15 protein-coding genes and 1 pseudogene are annotated in these 16,495 nt (G+C 60.6%); 7 read left to right on the top strand and 9 right to left on the bottom strand.

From position 1 onward, the window contains the following. Positions 1 to 33 precede the first annotated feature (33 nt). A pseudogene (locus MOD31_RS12720) lies at positions 34 to 498 on the top strand (DUF4192 family protein); the annotation flags it as partial. 194 nt (positions 499 to 692) lie between these two features. Here the strand turns inward: MOD31_RS12720 and MOD31_RS12715 are convergent. Next, on the bottom strand, positions 693 to 2,000 hold the full coding sequence (locus MOD31_RS12715) for a GntR family transcriptional regulator (protein ID WP_250820814.1): 1,308 nt from the start codon (positions 1,998 to 2,000) through the stop codon (positions 693 to 695). Positions 2,001 to 2,214: 214 nt separating this feature from the next. Here MOD31_RS12715 and MOD31_RS12710 point away from each other — a divergent pair, with 214 nt between their 5' ends. The 5 genes from MOD31_RS12710 (at position 2,215) to MOD31_RS12690 (ending at position 6,734) form a co-directional block, all read left to right on the top strand. After that, positions 2,215 to 3,561, top strand: a complete 1,347-nt coding sequence (locus MOD31_RS12710) for an NAD(P)/FAD-dependent oxidoreductase (protein ID WP_250820813.1) — start codon at positions 2,215 to 2,217, stop codon at positions 3,559 to 3,561. A 142-nt stretch (positions 3,562 to 3,703) separates the two neighbouring features. After that, a complete protein-coding gene (locus tag MOD31_RS12705) occupies positions 3,704 to 4,495 on the top strand; it encodes an amino acid ABC transporter ATP-binding protein (RefSeq protein WP_250820812.1) in 792 nt (263 codons plus the stop codon). 7 nt (positions 4,496 to 4,502) lie between these two features. Further along, positions 4,503 to 5,150 carry an amino acid ABC transporter permease gene (locus MOD31_RS12700; RefSeq protein WP_250820811.1) on the top strand — a complete coding sequence of 216 codons (648 nt, stop codon included), beginning with the start codon at positions 4,503 to 4,505 and terminating at the stop codon, positions 5,148 to 5,150. Further along, the gene (locus MOD31_RS12695) at positions 5,150 to 5,812 is read left to right on the top strand and encodes an amino acid ABC transporter permease (RefSeq protein WP_250820810.1); all 663 of its coding nucleotides are present in this window, start codon (positions 5,150 to 5,152) and stop codon (positions 5,810 to 5,812) included. The genes MOD31_RS12700 and MOD31_RS12695 overlap by 1 nt, the downstream gene beginning before the upstream one ends. Positions 5,813 to 5,870: 58 nt before the next feature. Then, a complete protein-coding gene (locus tag MOD31_RS12690) occupies positions 5,871 to 6,734 on the top strand; it encodes an ABC transporter substrate-binding protein (RefSeq protein WP_144653094.1) in 864 nt (287 codons plus the stop codon). Positions 6,735 to 7,133: 399 nt separating this feature from the next. On the opposite strand, the gene MOD31_RS12685 is transcribed toward MOD31_RS12690, so the two are convergent. The 8 genes from MOD31_RS12685 to MOD31_RS12650 all read right to left on the bottom strand — a co-directional run bounded on the left by MOD31_RS12685 (position 7,134) and on the right by MOD31_RS12650 (position 14,913). Further along, positions 7,134 to 7,460: a hypothetical protein gene (locus MOD31_RS12685; protein ID WP_250820809.1), complete on the bottom strand. Its 327-nt coding sequence runs from the start codon at positions 7,458 to 7,460 to the stop codon at positions 7,134 to 7,136. Between the two features lie 22 nt (positions 7,461 to 7,482). Next, positions 7,483 to 7,725 carry a hypothetical protein gene (locus MOD31_RS12680; RefSeq protein WP_250820808.1) on the bottom strand — a complete coding sequence of 81 codons (243 nt, stop codon included), beginning with the start codon at positions 7,723 to 7,725 and terminating at the stop codon, positions 7,483 to 7,485. Positions 7,726 to 7,811: 86 nt separating this feature from the next. Then, the gene (locus MOD31_RS12675) at positions 7,812 to 9,320 is read right to left on the bottom strand and encodes an aldehyde dehydrogenase family protein (RefSeq protein ID WP_250820807.1); all 1,509 of its coding nucleotides are present in this window, start codon (positions 9,318 to 9,320) and stop codon (positions 7,812 to 7,814) included. 27 nt (positions 9,321 to 9,347) lie between these two features. Then, positions 9,348 to 10,841, bottom strand: a complete 1,494-nt coding sequence (locus MOD31_RS12670) for a sodium:alanine symporter family protein (RefSeq protein ID WP_250820806.1) — start codon at positions 10,839 to 10,841, stop codon at positions 9,348 to 9,350. Positions 10,842 to 10,844: 3 nt separating this feature from the next. Continuing rightward, positions 10,845 to 11,747 carry a 4-hydroxy-tetrahydrodipicolinate synthase gene (gene dapA / locus MOD31_RS12665; protein ID WP_250820805.1) on the bottom strand — a complete coding sequence of 301 codons (903 nt, stop codon included), beginning with the start codon at positions 11,745 to 11,747 and terminating at the stop codon, positions 10,845 to 10,847. Between the two features lie 50 nt (positions 11,748 to 11,797). Then, positions 11,798 to 13,183 (bottom strand): NAD(P)/FAD-dependent oxidoreductase, encoded by a 1,386-nt coding sequence (locus MOD31_RS12660; protein WP_250820804.1) that lies wholly within the window; start codon positions 13,181 to 13,183, stop codon positions 11,798 to 11,800. A gap of 229 nt (positions 13,184 to 13,412) precedes the next feature. Continuing rightward, positions 13,413 to 14,144 (bottom strand): cache domain-containing protein, encoded by a 732-nt coding sequence (locus MOD31_RS12655; protein WP_250820803.1) that lies wholly within the window; start codon positions 14,142 to 14,144, stop codon positions 13,413 to 13,415. Then, positions 14,137 to 14,913 (bottom strand): FadR/GntR family transcriptional regulator, encoded by a 777-nt coding sequence (locus MOD31_RS12650; protein ID WP_250820802.1) that lies wholly within the window; start codon positions 14,911 to 14,913, stop codon positions 14,137 to 14,139. Before MOD31_RS12650 ends, MOD31_RS12655 begins: the two co-directional genes overlap by 8 nt. A 216-nt stretch (positions 14,914 to 15,129) precedes the next feature. Here MOD31_RS12650 and MOD31_RS12645 point away from each other — a divergent pair, with 216 nt between their 5' ends. Continuing rightward, positions 15,130 to 16,458: an MFS transporter gene (locus tag MOD31_RS12645; protein WP_250820834.1), complete on the top strand. Its 1,329-nt coding sequence runs from the start codon at positions 15,130 to 15,132 to the stop codon at positions 16,456 to 16,458. Positions 16,459 to 16,495 lie beyond the last annotated feature (37 nt).

Here is a 16,495-nt window from a genome sequence, read left to right as displayed (position 1 = left end):
CTTAAGGCGCCGACGGCACTCAACCCTGAGGAAGCCCTCCGGAAGGCACATAACCTACGGACGAGCATGCTCGACAGCAACGACTTCCCCACCGACGAAGACTGCACCACACTCATCGCAAACTTCCAATTCCCGCACCTCCGCGACCGGCTCATGGCAGACATCCCCGGCATCAACGAACCACCCCAACACATCCTCTTCGCCCAAACCCACACGGCCCCGGACTGGTCACGTGTCGAATGGGCACAACAACTCCTCCTCCACGCCTACACCAGAACCAGCCCCCAACACTCAGCACCCATCCTCACCACCATCGGATACATCAACTGGTGGGAAGGCCGAGGATCCAAAGCACACCAATACCTCCAACTCGCCCTCGACACCGACCCCGGCTACCGCTTCGCCAGGCTCACCGACCACATGCTAGGAGCCGGCATCATCGCCGGCTGGAACACCAACAAAAGCACCGCCTACAAAACCCAACTTGACTCGCCCTAAGGCTCCTCATCGAGTTCGCCAACAGGGGCCGTGGCCGTCCTGCCAGACCTTCAAAATGAATCAACAGGCCGCGGCTGACTGAGCAGAGAGCCCGCCAACAACCCGCTTTTCGATAACCTCCCCAGACTTGGCGCTTCAGCTCTGGCTTCCGGTTGGTACGTGACGCAGTGGCAAGCTGTCCGCAAGGGCAGTGGTCAGCCACGGTTCATGCCTCGCCCTTCGTTCAGGGCATTCATTGCGGAAATGTGCTGCGCTAGGTAGTTGAGTCCTACATCCATCTTGGTTTGCCAACTCAAGGTGGCGGCCCGGAGTTCTCCGGCATCGATCGCCTCAAAGATCTCCGTGTTTTGGTCAAGAATAACCTTTGGCGAAAATGCATAACGTGCGCCCATGACCGCAAAATGCATGAATGCCTGCTTGGTGAGTGTCTCTAGAATTGCCGGTATTCGATTTAGACCAGATCCCTCAAACAATGAGATTTGGAAATCCATATCCAAGTGGTGGGCTCGGGTGACATCGTTGCGGCGAGCACAATCCCCGAGCTCATCAAGGTGGTGCTTCACACGGGATCGGTCTTCAGGGCTCCATCGGCTTGCCGCCCGGACCACGATCGCTCCCAAAGCGCGCCGAGCCAGATAGGTCTCTGATACGTCATCCAAAGAGGGAATTCGTACCACGATGGAATCTGATCTAGCGGCTGTCACCAACCCATCTTCAGTGAGAGCGCGAACGGCCGCGCGAATGTCCCGCACTGGCGCGCCAAGCAGGCGATTTAGCGCCCCTAGGGAAATTTCACTTTCGCCGGAAAAGGTACCGTCGACCAACCCCTGGCGAATTGTTAAAAGAATATCTTCGGCCAGCGCATTTCCGCCCCCTGGGAAGTCATCTCCGCTTGTACCCAGGACGCCAGACTCTTTACGGTCAACAGTCCATGAAAAGGGTGCCCGCCCGCTTTGGTACCAGCGGCGTATGCGCCATTCCAAGTCCGCCAATGACTCACCCGTTGGTGCTTCCGGCAGGAGGTCCAATGCAGCCACAAGCTTCTGCCATTGCCAGGCATCGGCGAAGCGAGCTGACCGCCGGACGCCGGCAGGCAAGGAATAGTTGCCACTGGTCAGAACCATGGATTCTTCAGTAAGGACGTAACCGCCGGAATCCAGCGATGACCACAGGTCCGGTCGGTCACCCGTGTAGCTCGGTTCGTGCCCGACACCTCGAAGAAGGTCGGCAGCCAGCACTGTCCGTAGCCGCCTCTTGCTGCTCGTAGACAGACTGGCCGGATAGCGGATACGCGACGCACGGGATGGATTGAGGACAAGACAGGACCCGGTCGGTCCAAGGGCGAATCCGACCAAAACCATTTGCCGATCCTTGAGCAAGGCCCTTATCGGCTCTATGTCCTGATCGGGCTCGGCGAACTCCTTCCAGGTCCGCGCCACGAACGACTGGCTCAGGCCGACAGCGTCCGCAACCTGGCGGCTGGAACCCTTGCTTGCCTGCATCCAGAGAGGCGCCGTCAGAACGGCGCGCTTGAGCTCTGCCCGATCATCTCCATTCCTCATGCGGCCAGTCTAGGGAAGCGTTGACTCAAAGACTCATTTCTGTTCCATTTTGCTCCTCGAGTATTCCCATCTTTCCTGGTGCTGCCAATGATTGAGACCAGCCACCAGACGCTTCGAGAAACCGGACCGTCCACGCAGTTACCAAGGAGAGCACATGTACGATGTCGCCATCATTGGCGGAGGTCCGGCCGGTCTGGCCGCGGCCTACAACCTTGAGCACGCAGGCCAAAAAGTGGTCTTGTTGGAAGAAACCGGCCGACTTGGCGGTCGTGCGAAAACCGTGGACGTCCACGGAGAACCGGTCAACATGGGGGCCATGTTCGTGTACGCCGGCACCGCGTCGCACGAGCTGGCAGTTGAACTCGACGTTGCCCTGGAGCCCTTCGAACCAACAACTTTCGGCATCCACGTCAACGGTGAAACTGTAGTCTCCCCGGACAACGACGACCTTGTGGAACGGCTCCCCCTCACAGAACACTCACGAAACGGACTCCGGGCTTTCATTCGGCGTGCAACATCGGAATATTACGCAAACACGGTGGATGGGCAGCTTCGCCCAGCCACGCCGGGGTTTGGCGAAGAATCCGCCCAATCACGAATCAGCGACCTGCCCCAAGACGTCCAGGAAATACTTACTGCAGCCATTCGCGGAGGCTCCGTTGCTCACCCTGCCGAACTCAGCGCAACCTATGCCCTGAGGTACTTCGCAAGTTATCTGGTGAAGGAAAAGAAGAACCGCGTGGTCTCACTAAGGGGCATGGAGGCGATCCCCGCAGCCTTGGCCAAGGCCCTGCAGTCCACCGAAGTCCGGTTGCATCACCGCGTGGAGACCCTTCACCAAAACGGTGAGGGACAGTGGAACCTACAAATCGCTAACGAATCTGAGGGCGGCGGAGGACGGAACGTGACCGCAAGGCACGTCATCATGGCGGTCCCAGCCCCCAGGATTTCCAGCATGGTGCAGTTGCCGGAATGGAAGAGCGCGGCACTGGACGCCGTGCAGACTCCCGGTTCAACCGAGCTCGGTGTTGTTGTGGACATCAGCGCACCGGAGCTGGCGGCTGTGGACGACTGGTCCTTCATTGCCACCCCAGGGCGCGCCTTCGATGTGATGATCAATCCGAGGCCGGGACGCAAGGACGGTACCGCTCAATTTGTCTGCTACGGCAATTCAGCCGGATACATCGAGGAAGCGAACGATGCCACCTCGGGCGTGCTGGAGCATTGGGTCGAAGAGTTCCTTACGGTGGCACCGCAGTTACGGGGGCGCGTCCTCGGGGCCAGCATCCAGTCTTGGCAGCACTGTTTCTCGCTGCTGACGCCTACACGCGCCACAGCCCTCCCCCAACTTCAGGCGCCGATCGATGGCACCCTTCACTTTGCCGGCGACTACTCCTCTGAGACCGCCGGCACCCATGGAGCGTACTCGGAGGCCAAGCGCGTCAGTCAAGCCGTCCTGCACGCAGCTTCTATCGCAGCGCAGTCGCAAGTTCCCACATAAGACCTATTGCATTAATCATTCAAGGATGTATTCTTTAGATGTGATTGATGCCACAGCCTGTTGCGGCTCACGTCACATCACCCCCCAAAGTGAGCGCGGCTGGGAAGCACCCAATGCGTCAGCTACTTGAAGGAAAACGAAAATGGGCTTAAGTTTTGGTACCAAAGCTCCCCCAACCGCCCTCTCAGGCGAGGTTGAGGTCTCCGGGCTTGGCAAAAAGTACGGCGTCATCGAGGTATTGAAGGACGTCAACCTCTCCATGGCGGAGGGTGAGGTCGTCTCCGTCATCGGACCGTCCGGTGCTGGCAAAAGCACCTTCCTGCGGTGCTTGAACTACTTGGAAAAGCCCAGCTCCGGCACTATCGCGATTGGTGGAGCTCGTGTTGTTGCCGGCGATAAGTTGCCGGACAAGACGAGCCTGGATCATCTGCGGCGAGTCACCGGTATGGTCTTCCAGAGCTTCAATCTATTCCCGCACCTGACGGTGATGGAGAACATCACGCTTCCACAGCGGAAGGTGCTGGGCTCCAGCAGGGAAGAAGCCGAAGCAGTAGCCAACCAGTTGCTCAAACGCGTTGGGCTTCCCGAAAAGGCGAAGGCCTACCCGGCCCGGCTCTCGGGAGGGCAGCAGCAGCGCATCGCCATTGCGCGTGCTCTCGCACTTTCTCCGAAGGTCATGCTCTTTGACGAACCGACGTCCGCCCTCGATCCTGAGATCGGTCTTGAGGTTCTCGCCGTCATGCGCGACCTTGCCGACGAGGGCATGACGATGTTGGTAGTTACACACGAAATGCACTTCGCACGAGACGTGTCGGACCGCATTATGGTGATGGGCAACGGCGGCGTCTTGGAAATTGGCCCCAGCCGGCAGGTGATGTCGGAACCGCAAAACGACCGCACCCGGCAGTTCCTCAAGGCCGTACTGGACAGGTGACGGGGCCATGATCATGCAACTGTTGTCTTCGATCGCCCAAGGCGTGGGCCTCACACTCTACGTAACGGGTGCCTCGCTCCTGATTGGCGGAATCATCGGCTTGGTCCTGGTGGGCGCCGCTAGGTCACCCATCAAAATAATCCAAGGTGCAGCCACTCTTTACATCAACATCGTCCGGGTCATCCCGCCGATTACCTGGCTGTTCCTGATCTACTTTGGTCTGCCGCAATACGCACTAAGGCTCTCCACACTTCAGGCAGCCATCGTCGGCTTCTCCATCATCGCTTCTGCCTTCATGGCAGAAATCTACCGCTCCGGTCTGCTCAGCATCCCCGATGGTCAGCGCGAAGCGGCCCATGCCTTGGGGCTAAGCGCAGTTACCACCGTGGGGCACATCATCACCCCACAGGCCTTCCGTGTAGCCTTGCCGGCGATCGCCACGTACGGCATCGGACTCTTAAAAGACTCCGCCCTCGCTTCCACCATCGGTGTACGTGAGATCACTTACTACGCACAGCAAAGCGCCAAACAGACGCACGAAGGCCTGCTCTCATTCGTCGTCGCCGGCGCGCTCTACATCATCATCAGCTTGGTGGTCGCACTCGTCGCACGCCGGGTAGATCTGAAACTGCGCAGAAAGATCGGAGTCGTCTGATGGACTTGATCACACAATGGCTTAGCTGGTTGCCGAACCTGGCGCCAGGACTGTCGGTCAGCCTTCAACTGACCGGGCTCGCATTGCTCATAGGGTTCCCCTTCGGGCTGCTCCTCGCCGTGATGGCGGAAGCAAAGTTCCTCCCCTTCCAATGGATTTCCTTCGCTTTCGTTGAGATCGGACGGGGACTACCCGCTCTGGTGCTGCTGTACCTGCTGTACTTCAGCCTTCCAGACGCCGGTATCACCCTGACATCCCTGACAACAGCGATCATCGCCCTGAGCTGGAACACCGGCGCCTACGCCTCGGAGTACTTCCGCGCCGGACTCGCTGCTGTCCCGCTAGGACAGAAGGAAGCAGCAATAACCTCCGGGCTCAGCGGTTGGACGGGGTTCCGCATCGTCATCCTTCCGCAGGCGCTCAGAATCTCCACGCCCCCTTTGGCCGGCCTTGCCGTCCTGGTCTTCCAAGGCAGCGCACTGGCCTTTGTCATCGCGGTGCCGGAACTGATGTCAAAAGCATTCGAAATCGGATCCATCACGTTCGAATACCTCAGCGTCTACACCCTTACCGCAGTGGTCTACGGATCCTTGACCCTGATCTTCCTGGGCCTGGTCCGGCTACTGGAACTGCGCCTGGGACGCCACCTGCTACGCAACTAATCCCGTTCCACATCCTTGGGGAACCTCCCCGACAACCCCAGCAAAGAAAGAGAAACCAATGTCACGAATTCCCCGCCCCCTCGTGCGCGCGCTTTCCGCCGGCACCGTCGCCGGCATGCTCGCCATGTCCCTCGCCGCTTGCGGCGGCAGCGAGGCAGCCAGCAGCTCCGACTGCACCCCCGCCCACGCGGACCTCAAGACCATCACCCAAGGTGAGCTCACGGTGGCCAGCTACGACTACGCACCCGCTACCATCCTGAGCGGGGAAAACGTCACCGGTATGGAAGGTGACCTGATCGCCGAGATCGCCAAACTCGAATGCCTCAAGGTCACCGTCAGCACCTCAGGAGGTGCCGGAGCTGTCATCCCGTCCGTACAATCCAAACGCGTCGACATCGGCTCGGGAAACTGGCTGCGGACCAAGGAACGGACCAAGATCGTCTACATGAGCACGCCACTGTGGAGCGATCCGCAGGCCATCGTCTCCAAAACCGGCCTCACAAGCGACGACCTGGAGGGCAAGATGATCGGCTCCGTCGCAGGCAACCTCTGGAACGACAGCATGTCCAAATGGCTCGGAGATAAGTTCAAGATCTACCAGGATGACGAGTCCATCTACTCAGATCTCAAAGCAGGCCGCATCGACGCCCTGGTGGCATCTTCAGCATCTGCAAAATACCGTTTCAAGGATGCCCCCATTGAGGGAGCAACGGTTGTGGACGTGAAGCCCAACGCGAATGTCCCGCAGTTCGCGTCGGTGGGCCAAGTTATGTTGCCCTCGGCACTCGACAATGACACCCTTGGCAAGGCGCTGGATGAGGACATCAAGAAGCTCCGCGAAAACGGGACCATCAAAACAATCCTTGAGAAGTACGGGATCGACCCCTCCGTAGGCGAGCCGGGCGCACCCAGCGAACTCTAACTACATCGCACAGCACCTTGGGCGGCGTCGGGTATTCAACCCGGCGTCGCCCCTTCTGGTCGTCCCGGAGATTCATGGCGGACCCGGTCTGCTCAAACCTTGGCCGGGCCCGCGTCGGGCATTATGGGCTTGGAGGCGGCTGCGTTTCGACTTACGCGCCCGTCCACGCGCCGGCCCTGACGACCAACACCTACACCATGAAGAAATAGGGCCAATTGGACTTAACCGGCTTCTCCCCGCCCGAATGGCTGACACATCCATGGCAACAACCCTGACGGGAAATCCGAGCTCGAGCGCGCAGAGGATGATCACCGCCAAAGGCCATCCAATGTGGACCCAGCCACCTGTCCAGGACATCGTCAGCCCAACCACAAGGCACTAAAACACGCCCCCACGAGCCTAATAGTCTGAGTTGTCCCTTGTTCCGGGTTCAACGAAAGCCTTGGCGATGGGCAGTGGTCCCGTGGGATCAGGGACACCTGGCATTCGACGCACGGTGCGTAGGCGGATGAGTGCGACGGCCGAGATGAGAAACCACGCAATATTCGCGACAACGGACGGCCAAGCCTCGTGGAAGGCGCCGTTGATGATGAATGCGCAAGCCCCTAGAAGGTTTGCGGTCTGAAAGGCCCTACCGGCCTTCAGCCAGCCCATGGACACGGACAGGAAGGCGCCAAGTATCGCTGCCGCGCCTGCCCAGCCGGCTGCTTCGAACAGCAATTCCATTGTTTCCTCTTGGTTGGGACGACTATTGCAAGTCCGAGTTGGTTACTTTGTAGTGGAATCCGGTGCGCTCCTCGGAAGCCCAGACCTCGTAGAACTCAGCCTTTTCGAAGAGCCTCCGGCCCTGGGTCAAGGTTTGGAGCCACAAGATGGTTCCGTCGTCCGTCACGGCATCGACGTATCCCCGGCACACCGAATGCCCCTGTTGCCTTAGTTCCACGCTGGTTCCGGTGAGGAGGGTCCAGTCGCTGATGCGCCGCTGATCCATGGTTGGGCGTCCTATCTGATCGATTGCAGAAAGCGGCCGCACACCCTGGCAAGGGTGCACGGCCGCTTCGTGGGAACAGGCTGTTTTCAGCCCCGGTTGTACATGACGTGCTTGGTCCTGGAGAAGTCCTCCAGGGCGTAGATGGACAGATCCCGACCGTAGCCGGAGCCCTTGAACCCACCCCACGGAACCTCATTGGCAATCACCAGGTGGGAGTTGACCCAAACGGTACCGAAATCGAGGCGACGCGGAACGGTCAGGGAGCGGGACGCGTTGTTGGTCCACACCGATGCCGCCAGGCCGTAGACGGTCTCGTTGGCGCGCGTAATGGCTTCCTCGTCGGTGCTGAAGGTCTCCACGGACACCACCGGCCCGAAGATCTCGGTGTACGTGATCGGAGCACCCGCCGGGACATCAGTCACCACGGTCGGTTCGATGAAGTACCCCGGTCCTTCGAGGGCATGGCCGCCGATTGCGATGGTGTGGCCTTCCTTGCGGACGTCCTCCAGTGCTTCCAGGACCCGGTCGTAGTGGGCTTTGGAGATCATGGAACCGATTTCGACGTCGTCTCCCGCGCCTGGGGCGCCAACGGAAATCTCACTAATTTCCCGGACCAGGATTTCGATGAACTTTTCTGCCACGGATTCGTGGACGAGCACCCGGCACGCTGAGCCGCATTCCTGTCCGCCGTTCCAGAAGCCCGCGGAGCGGACACCCTTCGCGGCCTCTTCAAGGTCGGCGTCGTCGAAAACCACCACAGGGGCCTTGCCGCCGAGTTCCAGGTGTACGCGCTTCACGGTGGACGCCGCGTTCGCGGCAACCTTCTGCCCGCTGCCGACGCTTCCCGTAATGGCAACGAGGTCCACACCCGGGTGTTCGGACAGCCGGTTTCCCACCACCCTGCCGGGCCCGGTAACAATATTTACGACGCCGGCAGGAACCTCGCGTGCGATGAGCTCGGCGAGCTTCAACGTAGTCAGCGGCGTCTGCTCCGAGGGCTTCAGGACCAGGGTGTTGCCGGCGGCGAGGATAGGCGCGATCTTCCATACGGCCATCAGCAGCGGGTAGTTCCACGGCGTGATCACACCCACCACCCCTACCGGCTCGCGGAAGACAACAGAGGTGTGGTTGTCCGCGTAATCTCCTGCGCCGAGGGCGGTGAAGGCGCGGGCAGCACCGGCGGAGAACCGGAAGGTGTCGATGGCGCTGGAGATGTCGTCTTCGGCCACGGCGGACGGCTTGCCGGTGTTGGCCGCTTCCAGGTTCTCCAGGATCTCACGGTTGGCCTCGACGATGTCCGCGATACGCAGCAGGACGGCGGAACGATCCTTGGGCGTCTTTGCCGCCCACTCCGCCCTGGCCGCAACGGCAGCTGCCACGGCGGCGTCGACATCTTCAAGGGAGCCGACCGGCACCTGGGTGATGACTTCTTCGGTAGCTGGATTGACGACGTCGACTGTTGCGTCCGAGGTGGAGGCGATGAATTCGCCGCCGATGAACTGGCCGAAGGGCGGAAGTGCCGGTGCCGGGAGGGTGCCCTCCCTGCGGACGCTGAACCGGGACGTTTCCGGCAAGGACGTTTCTGTGGTGGTCATGGCGTGCTCATTTCCTTTGCTTGGTGGCTATTTGGCAGCTGCGGCGGCGGCGGACTTTTCGTTCTGGTGCTCCCAGAAGTCGGCGCCTTCAATGCCCAATGCTTTTGGATCGAAGGTGGGATCGAGGCCGAGCTTCCGTTGCCGCTCGTAGTCCAGGTAGATCTTGCGGACCAGCGGGAACAGGAATACCAGGCAGATGAGATTGACCCAGGCGATGAGCCCCAGCCCGATGTCCCCGGCGGCCCACATGAGTTTTGCGTTGACGATGGATCCGACGAACACGATTGCCAGGGTCCCGATCTTCAGGACGTTCTTCCAGCCGTTTCCGGTCCGTCCATCCAGCAGGTACAGCAGGTTGGAGTTGGCCACGTAGAAGTACGCCAGAAGACATGTGAAGCCGAAGAGCAAAACCGCGACGGCGACGAAGCCTGCACCCCAGCCCGGGAGCATCGTGTCGATTGCTTCCTGGACCCAGTTGGCGCCAACGGGAACACCCGGGATGTTGTTGACGAGGAATCCGCCGGAGCCGTCGGAGACGTTGTACTTACCCGAGACCACCATCATGAGGCCGGTGGCCATGCAGATGAGCAGCACGTCGATGTAGATGCTGAACGTCTGGACCAGGCCCTGCTTTCCGGGGTGGGACGTGCGGGCGGCGGCAGCGGCGAAGGTCGCTTCACCCAAGCCGTTGGAGGAAGCGAAGACTGCGCGTCGAACACCCCAAGCCACGGCGGCACCGGCGATGCCACCCAGCACAGGATGAATGCCTACGGCCGACTGGAAGATCAGGACAACAGCCTCGGGAACCTTGTCCACGTTGATGGCGATGACGGCCAAGGCCAACAAGAGGTAACCGATGGCCAGAACGGGAACGAGTCCCTGCGTGACCTTGACCACGCGGGTGGTACCGCCAATGATCACCAACCCGATCAACACGGTGACAAGGATGGCGGGGGCCCAGCTTGGCAGGCTGAACGCCTTCTCCGCGCTGGCGGCGATGGTGTTCACCTGGAGACCAGGGAAGACGAACCCGTAGCCAATCACGCCCAGGACAGCGACGATAGCGCCCACCTTGGGAAGCTTCAGCCCGTACTTGATGTAGTACGGCATGCCACCAATGTCCTCATTGGCCTTCTTGCGGTCCTCATCGAGGACCTGGCGCTTGAAGGCCTGCGACAGGGTGGCTTCCGCGTACCCCACAGTGCATCCGACCAGACCTGTGACGGCCATCCACACCAACGCTCCGGGCCCGCCGGCGCTCACGGCGGTAGCAACACCGGCGATGCTGCCCACGCCCACGCGGCTGGCCAGTGCCAGAACCAAGGCCTGGAATGAGGACAAGCCCCCGTCTCCGTCCTGGGTCTCCTTGAGTTGGCGCAGCATGTCCGGAATTCGCCGGAACTGGATACCCTTGGTGGCCACCGAATAGGCGATACCCAGTCCAAGGACAACGTAGGCCATGGGCGCCCAGACAGCGTCCGAGACGCTGGACAGGAACTCCGCAAAATCGAAGTCACCCATGGATTAGCCGATGTTCTGTTTGAGCGATGACAGCTTGCCCAGCGCCCGCTCAACTTTGGCGAGATCATCGGCGTCGAGCCCTGCAGTTGGCCGCCGCGGCAATCCGGCCGGAAGGCCGGTCAACGTGAGGCCGGTCTTGACCGCCGGAATGAATGGCACGGTCAGCAGCGCATCGATCACAGGGTAGACGGCGTTCCAGAGTTCGCGGGCACCGGCAAGGTCACCTTCCGCGATCCGCTTGGTGACAGCCACGATCTCGTCAGGAACAACGTTCGCGGTGCCGGCCATAACACCTGCTGCACCCTCTGCGAGTGCGCTGTAGAGGTAGGCATCCCAACCGATGAAGGTGCCGATGACGTCGCTGTGGTGATGGATAAGCTGCAGCGCCTGCTCCCAGTTGGCGCTGGAGTCCTTGATGTAGAGGATGTTCTCCACTTCCTCGGCCAGGGCACGCACGGTTGCGGGGTCCAGGTTCACGCCGGTGACGGGCGGGATGTTGTAGAGCATCACGGGGATGGTGACCGAGCGGGCCACGTCCTTGATGTACGTGACGGTTTCTTCCAAGGACAGCGGCTCGTAGTACGGCGTGATGAGCATCAGCACGTCTGCGCCCAGTTGCTCGGCGGCCTTGGAGAGACGGATGGCTTCTGCGGTGGAGGTGGCGCCGGTGTTCGCGATGACCGGGACCCTGCCGTTCGTGTGCTCAATGACGGTCTTGATCAGCAGCAGGCGCTCTTCAGAGGAAAGCGCGCCAACCTCGCCGGTGGAGCCTGCGGCGACGACGCCGTCGACGCCGGCGTCAATGGAGCGGTCGACGATCTGGCGCAGGGTTTCGACGTCGATGGTCTCGTCTTGGTTGAACGGGGTGGAGAGAGCGGTGAGTACGCCGCGGAGTTCCTTGGACATTGAATGTTCCTCTTTCAATAGGGGTAGCTGTAGCGCTAAGAGTTGTGGGATCAGGCGACGGCCGACAGGCCGGACTTGGGGGATGCCTGGCGGTGGGTGGCCAGGACGCTGGCTGCTTCCTGGGCTGCTGAGAAGCCGGTGGTGATGGAGCTTTCCGTGTACAGCGTGCCTAGGTAGTCGCCTGCCAGGAAGACACGGTTGGTGCCGCGCATGAGCGTGGACTGGATCTTGGCCCGGCCCGGGAAGCAGTACGGGGAAGCGACCTTCCAGCGGTCCGTCTGCGCTTCCACCACACTGTCCGCGAAGCCATGGCCCAGCACTTGGTCAAGGTCCGCAAGGTGGGTCTGGATGACTTCCTCGTCGCTCTTGTCCAGCAATGCCTTGCCCAGGCTGGCCGGGGAGAACGTCATGAAGCTGCCGCCGGGTTTGCGGACGGATTCGGTGCCGCGCACAATGCTCGCTTGGTTCAAGGCGATGGCGAAGGAGCGCTTGGGCGCTGCGATGGCGTAGATATCATCCCAGGGACGTGCCGAGGTTTCGTTGGTCAGGAAGGCTGTACTGACGTGCGGTCCATATTTGATCTGGCTGAGTGCGCCGCGGAGTTCCTCGGGAAGATCCACGCCCACCTTGTGGGAAACATCCGCGGTAGTGGCGAGCACCACCGTGCGAGCTTCCACTTCCAGCTCCTTGCCGCCCTGGGTGTAACGGACCAACACCGAGTCCTTCTTGTGCACCACTTCGTTGACGGTGGCGCCAAGTTGGACCCGCTCACCCAACGAAACCGCAATGGACTCCGTCAGGGTGGACGGTCCACCAACGATGCCTTGGCTCAAGCCCTGACCGATCCCCAGCACCAAGCTGAAGTAGCCGATGCCGGCCCCGGCCGAGATCTCATCCATGTCCCCCGCCGAACGGGTAACCGTCGTCTTGAAGAGGGCGGCCGCGTCTTCGGAAAGGTCACCAATGAAATCCTGAAACGACTTGCTGTTCTCGAAATCGTAGATGCGCTGCTGACGCATGGCGCCTGATTCGCCTGCACGCTTGCGAACGACGCCGGTGTACTTGGCCACTCCGCTGACAACCTTGATTCCCGCTTTCAAGGTGTCAATCCGCGAGGACAAGGACATCGGAATACGGAAGGGGTAAGTGGCGATGTGTCCCTCGCGAATGAACTTCCCGTTCATGGACAATGCCTGCAGCGATCCCGGAATCTGGACCGCACTAACACCCACCTCACTCAGCAAAGAGTCCGTGGAGGAACCGGCACCCGCGAAGACGTGTCCGCCCCAGTTCAACCAGTAGTTGCCGCGCCGTTCAGAACGGATTCGCCCACCCACACGGTGTTCGGATTCGAGCACCAGAGTGTCCCAATGCCGCAAGCGCCATGCTGCTGAGAGTCCTGCGAGGCCACCGCCGACAATTACTACGTCTTTCATGGGATTGAACTTTCTTCTTCGAGGATCGCGGTACGCGGACCCGCATGCTGTCTTCGTCGGCAGCTGGAGAACGCTTATGTCACGTCTGTTTTATGAGGTGCATTCCAGGGGCTTGTGTGCCTGGTCACAACTAAAAGATACATCATTGTATGATTAATGCAATAGGTCTTTTGGGTAAAAAAATCCCGTCCGGCAGAATCTGCCGGACGGGATGCATGTCGTGACAAGGTCAGGCCCTCAACGTGATGAGCCTCCAAGGTAACCGTGCGGGACTCGTCGAGGAGACATCGACGGAGCGGTCCACCTGCTTGAGGTCTTCCTCCACAAAGAGGGTGCCCGATGCTATGCGGGCGTTATTCGACGCGATGACCCGGCCCGTAGGGCCAAGCAGGACCACGGTAGGATCCTGGAGTTGCAAGGCCCGAAGGAACACGCCCTCGAGCTTGGCGAGCGTCAGATCACACCCAAGGACGTGGGTTCCTTGCGGTGTAGGAGCAGGAACACACAGCGTGATGATATTGACGTTAATGCCGCCAATGTCCACGTAAGGTCCCACGGCGACAGGACTTCCCTTGGCAGAAGTCGTCGCAAACCATTCGCGGGTTGTGTAGTCGTAGTAATTCAGGGATTCGGGGTTGAGGTCGTGCGTGACCCAGCGCGGCTCTCCCCCAGTCTGCGCACCCCTCCACCATTCCAGCCACAGAGGTGCTTCGGGAAGACTGCCGGGTGCGTAGGCTATGCCGGCCCCGACAATCAGTGCCGAGTGCCGATTGATGAAGGTGGCCAAGTCCCTCTTCAGGAAAGCGTAGGCACTTCGCCGGGGCGCATCCTGGGCCTGCGTCGCCACGGCTGAAACAGTGGCCGCGATCTTCTCCAGATCGTCAAAAACACCGCCGACATTAGAGGAGATGGCTTCGGCTGTTCGCTCAAGAGCCCTATCTGTTGCTGCCAAGTCACGCATTTTCGTCGGACTCCATCGTCAATCTGAGGTGCTGTGCTATCAGGTACTCGGTCTCGGTACGGGAATGCAGCTCAGCTGCGGCCGAGGCGGCATCGGCGTCACGGGCCCGGATTGCCTCGAGAATAGCCGTGTGCTGCCCCTCGAGAACATCTTGGCTGTCGGCCTGCGCCGGATGGCTCCACCAGAGCGTCATCAACTCGGCTTCGAGCTGCAAGGAGGCCGACGTGAGACGGCTCGACTGCGCGGCAACACTCACCGCAACGTGAAAGCGGCTATCTACCCGTCTCCTGGCGCGCTCATCTTTCGTGTCCCGATGCCGTTGAACCAGGTCTTCGAGGTGGGCAACGTTCTGGGCGTCCGCTCGACTAGCCGCCAGCCGGGCGGACATGGAGGAGATTGCAGCACCCAGGTCACCCAAGTCACGCAGTGATTCCGTGCTGGCATCTCGCAATTTCCGCTGGAGCTGGGAGTCCGTCAGATCGATCTGGCCTCTAATGACACTGCCACCGCTCCGGCCCCTGCTGGTTTCGATCAGGCCTTTTGTGCGCAATGCAGCGAGGGATTGGCGGAGGGTGATGGGAGAAATGCCCAGCTCTGCCGCCAGGACCGATTCAGTGGGGAGCCTGTCACCTTCCGTCAGAATGCCCATCAGGATGGCCGTTTCGATCTGGTAGGAGACCTGATCCGCCCGGCCCAGGCCTTCGGGCTCACTCCCGCGCAACAAGAGCAGAAGATCCAAGGCGCGGGTTGAGAGTGCCGTACTCTCCATGGCAAACCCTCCTGTGATCGGTCCTGCGCGCACGAAGGACCTCCATACGCTATTTCCTTGAATCTTTACATATTTAGGAGGCGTTGGTAACAGGTATCGCGGCGCGCCCCAGCACGCACTGCCAAAAAATTCGTCCGTGGAGAGGACTTCATAACGCTGGGCATGAGGCGGACCATGGGTTGTGTACGCCGTCGTCAGGAGCTCCCAGTGTCAACCATGGATAATCCAGCGGCCCATCACATTGATGTCTCGCCCGCAAGCAAGCAACGCTTCATGGTCAGAATGGTCACCGTCCTTATCGGAGGCATGGTCTTGGACGGCTACGTCCTCGGCATCATTGGACCGGTGTCAGAGCGGATGGCCGATGACCTCCAGCTCGATGCGTTCTGGCAGGGGCTGATAGCTGCGGCAGCGCTGATCGGCATCCTGATCGGTTCTCCGCTCGGTGGCTTTGCCTCCGACAAGTGGGGCCGAAAGCCCATCTTCATGTTCGATATCGGGCTGTTCGCGATCGCCTCGGGAATGCAGTTCTTCGTCGACTCCGCCGCGCTGCTCATCGTGGTGCGATTATTGATGGGCATCGCCATTGGCACAGAGTACGCGGTCGGGTGGCCGATGATGGCGGAATTCTCGCCCACCCACCTACGGGGCAGGCTGATGGCCGCCATGGGCATCGCCTGGTACGCCGGATTCATGATCGCGTTCCTGATCGGGCACCTCCTCAATGAGTACACAGACCTGAGCTGGCACTTCATTCTTGGCACCAGCACCTTCATCGCGATCGCCATCTTCCTGGGCCGCCTTGGAATGCCGGAATCTCCCCGCTGGTTGTGGAGCGTCGGCCGCACGGACGAGGCCCGCGCACTTGCCGCAAAGTACCTGCCGGACGATGCCCTTGACGACGTCCAGCATGAGGACGTTCGCAAAGGCAGATTCGGGATGCTGTTCTCCAAGCAGTACTGGCGCTCTACCCTTTTCATTTCGGGTTTTTGGTTCTGCGCCGTGACACCCTACTTCGCTATCGCCACCTTCGCGGACAGCGTCCTGGAACAGTACGGCCTGGCCGGCGGTCTAGCTGGCGGCGTCGGGCTCTCCGCGATCGCCCTCGCCGGAGTCATCGTCACTTTCCTGCTCATCGAAAAAGTAGGCCGCCGCACGCTGACCGTCCCTCCCCAATGGCTCTGCACTGCAGTCCTCGCAATCATTGGGCTTTGGGCTGGCGCCCCCGCTATCGCCGTGCTCATCCTCTTCCTGGTCTTCTCCTTTTTCAACGCCGGATACAACACGCTGACGAACGTCTACCCAGGCGAAGTCCTCCCGACAGAAATCCGGGGAATCGGAACCGGGTTCGCGGCTGCCGTCAGTCGCGTTGGCGCAGGCATCGGGATCTTCCTCCTGCCCATGTCCATGGAATCACTGGGGGCAGGACCCACCATGCTGATCGCCTCCGCCGTCGCCCTTGCAGGCGCTGCACTCTCCCAATGGCTCGCCCCCGAAACCAAGGGAAAAACACTCACCGAAGCAGCCGCCGGGTACGCCCACTAAGTCTCGGAATCCGAGAGCGCGGACACACAATTCACTC

Source organism: Paenarthrobacter sp. TYUT067, assembly GCF_023656375.1.
Lineage (GTDB): Bacteria > Actinomycetota > Actinomycetes > Actinomycetales > Micrococcaceae > Arthrobacter.
Note: the sequence above shows the minus strand (reverse complement) of the source record. Positions and strands in the feature narration are given on the sequence as shown.